This window comes from Noviherbaspirillum denitrificans, assembly GCF_002211445.1.
GTDB lineage: Bacteria > Pseudomonadota > Gammaproteobacteria > Burkholderiales > Burkholderiaceae_D > Noviherbaspirillum > Noviherbaspirillum denitrificans.
Genome location: NZ_LSTO01000001.1, coordinates 1,297,277 through 1,303,399 on the forward strand (window position 1 = coordinate 1,297,277; position 6,123 = coordinate 1,303,399).

General features: G+C 58.7%; 9 protein-coding genes. 6 read left to right on the forward strand and 3 right to left on the reverse strand.

Translation table 11 applies throughout. The annotated features are described in order from the left end of the window. Together AYR66_RS29390 and AYR66_RS06470 are read right to left on the reverse strand one after the other, a co-directional pair. On the reverse strand, positions 1 to 578 hold a 578-nt coding region (locus tag AYR66_RS29390), incomplete at its 3' end, for a hypothetical protein (protein WP_206047083.1). Between the two features lie 25 nt (positions 579 to 603). Beyond that, complete coding sequence (locus AYR66_RS06470; protein WP_141104033.1) at positions 604 to 990, reverse strand: hypothetical protein; 387 nt, start codon at positions 988 to 990, stop codon at positions 604 to 606. A gap of 242 nt (positions 991 to 1,232) precedes the next feature. On the opposite strand from AYR66_RS06470, the gene AYR66_RS06475 reads away from it, so the two are divergent. Next, complete coding sequence (locus tag AYR66_RS06475) at positions 1,233 to 1,955, forward strand: esterase/lipase family protein (protein WP_234814825.1); 723 nt, start codon at positions 1,233 to 1,235, stop codon at positions 1,953 to 1,955. 1 nt (position 1,956) lies between these two features. Here AYR66_RS06475 and AYR66_RS06480 read toward each other — a convergent pair whose 3' ends face one another. Next, positions 1,957 to 2,484, reverse strand: a complete 528-nt coding sequence (locus AYR66_RS06480) for a protease complex subunit PrcB family protein (protein WP_088706841.1) — start codon at positions 2,482 to 2,484, stop codon at positions 1,957 to 1,959. Positions 2,485 to 2,604: 120 nt separating this feature from the next. On the opposite strand from AYR66_RS06480, the gene AYR66_RS28230 reads away from it, so the two are divergent. The 5 genes from AYR66_RS28230 to AYR66_RS06500 all read left to right on the forward strand — a co-directional run bounded on the left by AYR66_RS28230 (position 2,605) and on the right by AYR66_RS06500 (position 5,924). Beyond that, positions 2,605 to 3,147: a hypothetical protein gene (locus tag AYR66_RS28230; protein ID WP_141104034.1), complete on the forward strand. Its 543-nt coding sequence runs from the start codon at positions 2,605 to 2,607 to the stop codon at positions 3,145 to 3,147. Further along, positions 3,080 to 3,910: a serine hydrolase domain-containing protein gene (locus AYR66_RS06485; protein WP_170942083.1), complete on the forward strand. Its 831-nt coding sequence runs from the start codon at positions 3,080 to 3,082 to the stop codon at positions 3,908 to 3,910. Before AYR66_RS28230 ends, AYR66_RS06485 begins: the two co-directional genes overlap by 68 nt. 252 nt (positions 3,911 to 4,162) lie before the next feature. Beyond that, positions 4,163 to 4,750: a superoxide dismutase family protein gene (locus AYR66_RS06490; protein WP_088706843.1), complete on the forward strand. Its 588-nt coding sequence runs from the start codon at positions 4,163 to 4,165 to the stop codon at positions 4,748 to 4,750. Positions 4,751 to 4,933: 183 nt separating this feature from the next. After that, positions 4,934 to 5,464 (forward strand): CHRD domain-containing protein, encoded by a 531-nt coding sequence (locus tag AYR66_RS06495; RefSeq protein WP_088706844.1) that lies wholly within the window; start codon positions 4,934 to 4,936, stop codon positions 5,462 to 5,464. Positions 5,465 to 5,720: 256 nt separating this feature from the next. Further along, a complete protein-coding gene (locus AYR66_RS06500; protein ID WP_088706845.1) occupies positions 5,721 to 5,924 on the forward strand; it encodes a CsbD family protein in 204 nt (67 codons plus the stop codon). Positions 5,925 to 6,123: the final 199 nt, after the last annotated feature.

The following is a 6,123-nucleotide window of genomic DNA, read 5'->3' on the forward strand; positions in this document are numbered from 1 at the left end:
TCGACGTCGTCCCGGATTTCCGCAAACAGCGTTGCCCCGAATGACGGAAACCGCTCCGGAAGCGAACCGAGGAAATCGGTGGCCGCACGGGCGCGCTCATGCTGGTGCTCTGCGTGCTGGGCCTCGAAGGCCTTCGCATCGTCCTCGTTCAGGATGGTGATCGGCCCCTTCTTTGCCCGTTCGATTTCAGCAGCGACCAGCTCGGCACATTTGCTGGCGACGGCACGGCACATCCTTGATTTGAACTCGGCGCCGGCATCCGGTTGCGACGCGAGCAAGGCCAGGGCGTCCTGGCCGGACGCTGCCTCCAGATTCTTGCGCAGCTCCTCGGCGCGCTCCTTTGCCTGCGGCTCGAGGCCCGGCGTGAATACGTCCGCCGCGCACTGCACACCGTAGGCCTGTAGTGCGGCTGCGGCGGCACGCTGCTCGGGGGTGAGGGAATCCTGCCGGCTCTTTTCGAGTGCCCTCGTTGCGGAATCAGGGGCGGATGCGTTGGAGACGACCGCAGCGAGCGTGGCAACGATTTCATCGGCCAGCGAAGCCTGAGGCAGGGCCGCCAATACGCTTTGCATTTCCATGATGAGGTTCTCTGTGACGCGGAAATTATTTGGCGCGTCCCGATGTGGATTTCGCCGGGGCGGCCTTGTTCGGCATGGCGGGGAACCAGGAGGCAAACGGGTTCATCGGTTGCAATTGGACGGAGCTCGGGCCCCCCGCGAGGATGCCGAATGCCTTCTGGTTCGCATCCGCAATCCGTTCGAGCGCCTTCTGCTGGCTGGACATCGCGTTCTCGGCGAGCGCCTGGCTGCACGCCTGCGCGGCTTCCACCCATGCCTTGATGGTCTGTTCCTGAATGATCCTTGCCGAGCTGACTGTCAGGTATTCCATGTTCTGGCGTATGGCTTCGCTGTAGACGCTGGCAATTCTTGTCGAGATGGCGAGGAAGGGGTTTTGAGCAAATGCGTTGGTCGCGGGAGAGGCAGTGGTCACAAGGGGTCCAGTACGGTAGTCGATGAGAACAGCGAGGAATGTCTTTACGGTGTGCTGCTCCCTTACGAGTAGGGAATCTGCGATAGGTTCATAACGATTTGGCAATCGGTCATCTTGCTTCGCGCACTGTGCATCCAGGGAACATTGCTTCCAGCGAGGGCTTTAAGGATCATCGATATTTATTGTGCGCCGCACCACGAACAGGCGCATACTTTTGGCAAGGCGCCCATTCGGGCCAGCACATGTTGGAGAAACTTATCGACGATTTCAAACTTCAACCGCCTCACGCGGTTCTTCTTGCCCTTGAGCCGCTTCGGGCGATATCGGATTACGTTGCAGGAATAGTTGGTCCCGCCGAGGCGTTGCCGCGCGGAGATGGACACCCGGTGATCGTGTTTCCCGGCCTTGCCCTCAGCGGGGCGGCGACTGCCGACTTGCGCGTGCGCCTGCAGCAGCTGGGGTACGAACTCTATGACTGGGAGCAAGGGGTCAATAACTGGCCGGACGCCGACTTCGATGAGTGGCTTCAACGCTTGGGCGCGCATCTTCAACGTATCCATGCCCGCCATGGCCGCTCCGTTTCACTGATCGGCTGGAGCCTGGGCGGGATTTACGCGCGCGAGCTCGCAAAGAAATATCCCAAGCTGGTGCGGCAGGTGATCACACTGGCGACGCCGTTCACGGACACGGGCGATTCGACCCATGCCGGCTGGATCCTTACCCTCCTGAACGGAGCCGCCTACGCGGTGGATGAGGCTTTGCTGAAGCGCCTGAGCGTCGATCCGCCGGTACCTTCCGCATCGATCTATTCGCAAACCGACGGTGTGGTCGCCTGGCAGGGATGCCAGGGTAAGGAAACGCGATGTCACCGCAACATCGAGGTCAACCGGGTCAGCCACATGGGCATGGTTCACCATCCGGACGTACTGCGTGTCGTAGCCGACCTCCTTGTTGAGCCGTGCTGAGTTACTCGCTCGCTGCTTCCGACGCCGTACTTGGCGGCGTGCCGAGGGGAGTCGAAATTTGCTCTCCAAAGCCTATCGTCTTGAAATTCAGACTCCCTGCCATCTTTGGAATAGTAATTATGTGCGCCGGCGTCGTGACAGCGTAGGTGCATATTGCATTACCAAAGGGAACGGTCTCACGGTACTGCACAACGATTTCTCCCTCGATAAAGTCGGCTCTTTCAATCTTCACCGAGTAGTACCCGTTTGGCCGCGCGCCAAGGAAAACCGCTACGACTGCCTGGTTGGAAAAATCAACGACAGGTGCAGCGGGCATCCGTGAATCTTGCTTCTTGTGCTCATGCCAGAGCGCGTTCCATTCCTCCATGCTGCGCACAACCTGGCGTCGGCTTGTTTCAACACCGGAGTATTGCACGAGGTCGACTGTCTCAAAGCGAACTTCATGGATGGCAGGAACTGCCATATGAGCACATGAAACAAGTACGCATGCGAGCGGCATGATCCGCAGTGAGCGAACAATTTTTTTCATATTTCCAATAGGGAGAACAGGCCGATGTGCGAACGGGGGAAGGTCTTGCACTCACACATTTTCTGAGAAAATGGATTTTTATGTTCGTCTATTTCATCCCACACTAAAGACGCTTTTTGCATGCCCATCCTGACTTCGGATTTCCATCGTCCCGCGCTTTGGCACGCACCCGCTCCTCTCCGCCGCATGCTGCCTCGAGCCACGCGGGTCCTGCCGCTGCTCGCAACGACGGCCTTTGCCGCATGTAGCGTTCTCGCAGCGCCTGACGAACAAGTCCTCGGCAAGGCAGACAACTATCCATGCCCATCTAACCGTCAGAGTTACTCGACCGCCGATCACCACAAAGTATGCGCGTTCACGCACATGGAAAAGCTGTTTGACTGGCGCGAAGTAAAGGCAGGGAGCAACGTGCGTCCATTGCCGCCGCTCGAAAGCGCACCGCTGCTCACGTATCAGTACAAAGGCAAGACATATACGCTCGACGATTTTCTGGACCACCAGCGGGTGACCGGCCTGCTCATCCTCAAGAACGGAATGGTCGTCGCCGAGCGATATCAGTATGCGCGTGAACCGCATGCATTTCGCTTCCCATTCGATGGCGAAGTCCATCACCGGCATCCTTGTCGGTATCGCCCATCGCGAAGGGCACATCGCGTCCCTTGACGACAAGGTGGTGCAGTACGTGCCGCAGTTGGCCGGTACACCGTATGAGGAGGTGTCGGTCCGCAACCTGTTGCGGATGGCGTCAGGTGTCCAATGGGAGCAAGTCTATAGCCCCGGCTCGGACAATTACCGGCTCAATGCGGAGACCATGATGCAGAAGGGACGGGGCGGGGTGTCGGCCATTTCCTGGGTAAGCCGTCGCGCCGCGCCGCAGGGCACGAAGTTCAACTACTCTGGCGGCGATACCTATGTGCTTGGCCTCGTGCTGCAGGCTGCGATAAAGAGACCGCTTGCGGAATACACGAGCGAGAAATTGTGGAAGCCGATCGGCGCCGAGGATTACGCGTCATGGCTGGTCGACTGGTCAGGTACCGTTCCCGCCAATTGCTGCTTTAATGCCCGCCTGAGGGACTATGGACGCCTGGGGGCGATGCTTGCCGATGACGGCGTCGTGTCCGGAAAGGAAATCATCGACCGCGAATATCTGCTCGACGCGACCGATGCCGGACGCCAGCCAGAGTTCTTGAAACCTGGCGGTCCGGCCAGTTGGGGCGGGTATGGGTATCAGATATGGCTTCGGAAAAACAAGCTCCGGACGTTCAGCATGCACGGCGTTTACGGTCAGTTGCTGCTCGTACAGCCTGCGAGCAAGGCGGTGATCGTCATTACCTCGGCCTGGCAGGATGCGGAAAACGCTCCGAATGACGAGCGTGGGTATTTCCTGGAAGCCGTCCTGCGGACACTGCAGGCAATTCCGGACTGAATTCCATGCCCACAGCAGAAGGCTGAGGGGCAGGTCTTGCCCAACCACACATTTGAGCGGGCAACTGAAATCAACTCCCGTCTTTCATAGATCTTTATCAAACGCTCGCAGTGGGTCTTCATTAAGATCGACCCAGCTTTCGCGGGTGCCGCCTGCTGTGCCTGATGGCGACCACTCTTTCATCTTCCGCTTTGTCCCGATCAGGGGCGGGTGGGTCAAGCCGATCGGCAACCAAAGAAGAGGAGAATCCCCATGAAGAACATCCATGTTCCAGCGACTGACCGTCGACACTTGCAGCGGCAGATAGGCGCTGCGTTGATCGCAATCGCCTCGCTCGCGGCACTGTCTGCTCCTGCAATGGCGCAGAATTCGAGCGCAGACGCGAAGCTGTATAACGCCGCCGGCAACCCCGTGGGCAAAGTGCGGATCAGTCAGGAAGGGAACGGCGACGTGTCGATCCAGGCGCAAGTCCATGACCTTCCGCCGGGCTTTCACGGGTTCCATGTGCATGCCGTCGGCCAGTGCACTCCACCTTTCACGTCGGCAGGCGGCCACTTCGATCTGACGCCGCACACCCATCGCGATCACAGCGGCGATTTTCCCGTCCTGCTGGTGAATGCCGACGGTACGGGGCAAGCGAGGTTCAATACCGATCGCTTTGCGGTCGCCGATCTCTTCGACGGCGACGGCAGCGCGATCATCATCCACGCAGGACCTGACAACTACGCGAACATCCCGACCCGGTATGTCGCCGAGCCCGATGCGACGACATTGGCGACCGGCGATGCGGGCGCGAGGATCGCGTGCGGGGTGGTGGAAAGGCATTCAGGAAAAGATTGACGCACTCCATGTGAACGGGCCAGGTCTTGCAATCAGTTAGATGCGTGATTGCAAGACCTGGCCCCGATTTTTCATTTCCAGAAAATTTTTCGGATTGCGGCACGAAGGCTTGGTAAATATCACTGGCCACTGAAAACTCTTGGTTAATCTACATGTGCGTACTTCCCGTTATGAGGTGCTGTCATGAGATCCAGGCTCGCTTGCGTATCGTTCAACCGGGGTGTTTCTGTTGTGGCACTTGCCTTGCTGGCAGCATGCGGCGGTGGCGGCGGTGATGGCGGTACCCCATCCACGGAAGCGACGCCCGCTGCGACAGGGACGACTGCACAGGGGGCAAATGCGCCGGGGGCAACCACTTCAACCCAAACGATCCATCTGCAGTTGTCCGGTGCCAAGGAGGTTCCTCCGAACGATAGCGCGGCATCCGGCACTGGCGTCGTCACGATCGATCCGGTCAGCCGGCAGTTCACGGCAACGGTGACGACGACAGGCATAGCCGGTACGGCTGCACATATCCACGAGGGCATCGCGAACGACACCGGCCCCGTGGTATTTCCGATGACAGAAGTGCCGAAAGGCAGTGGAATCTGGAAGGTTTCCGGACAGCTCTCCGAGGCGCAATTGATCGCACTGCTTGCTGAACGGTATTACATCAATGTGCATAGTGCGAGATTCCCCGGCGGGGAAATTCGCGGGCAGATTCCCGAGGAGTAGGCGCATTGGGAACCGGGGAGGGGCTGATCTTGCACGAGCACATTGATCAGCAAAGCGCAGCGAAACACGCCGAATAGCATCTCCATACGCGCCGAAGCTTGTCTGGTCGAATTTGCCGGCTTGTCACTTCCACTCCGGGCGCGTACATAAGCACAACAGTGCGCTCTGGATGCTGCAAGGAAAAGATCTCGGAACTGTGTCGCCGGATTGCAATCGAACATGCGTCATCACTACTTTCTGCACGAAAGGAAACGCTATGAATCGCAATCAAGTTGAAGGCGGAATCAAGGACGCAGCCGGCAAGGTGCAACGAAAATTCGGCGAGATGGTGGGAGACGAGCACCATGAAGCCGAGGGCATGGAAAAGCAGGCAGAAGGAAAGACACAGAAGACAACCGGCGACGTGACCAATGCTGTCGACAGGGCAACCGACAAGGTCAGGGACGCTTTCAAGAAGTAGGCGCAAGCCAGACGGGTGTATCGGAAACGGCGGGATCTCCCGCCGTTTTCATTTGGTGCATCCGTCCTCACGGCCGCACCGCCGTGTCATCCGAGAACAACCACATGCCCCTTCTGCGGATCGATCCAGCCGTCGTGCATGTCCTTGATCAGCTTGCGTGCCTGGTCGAAGCCCGCATGTTCGATGACTTGCCTGCGCC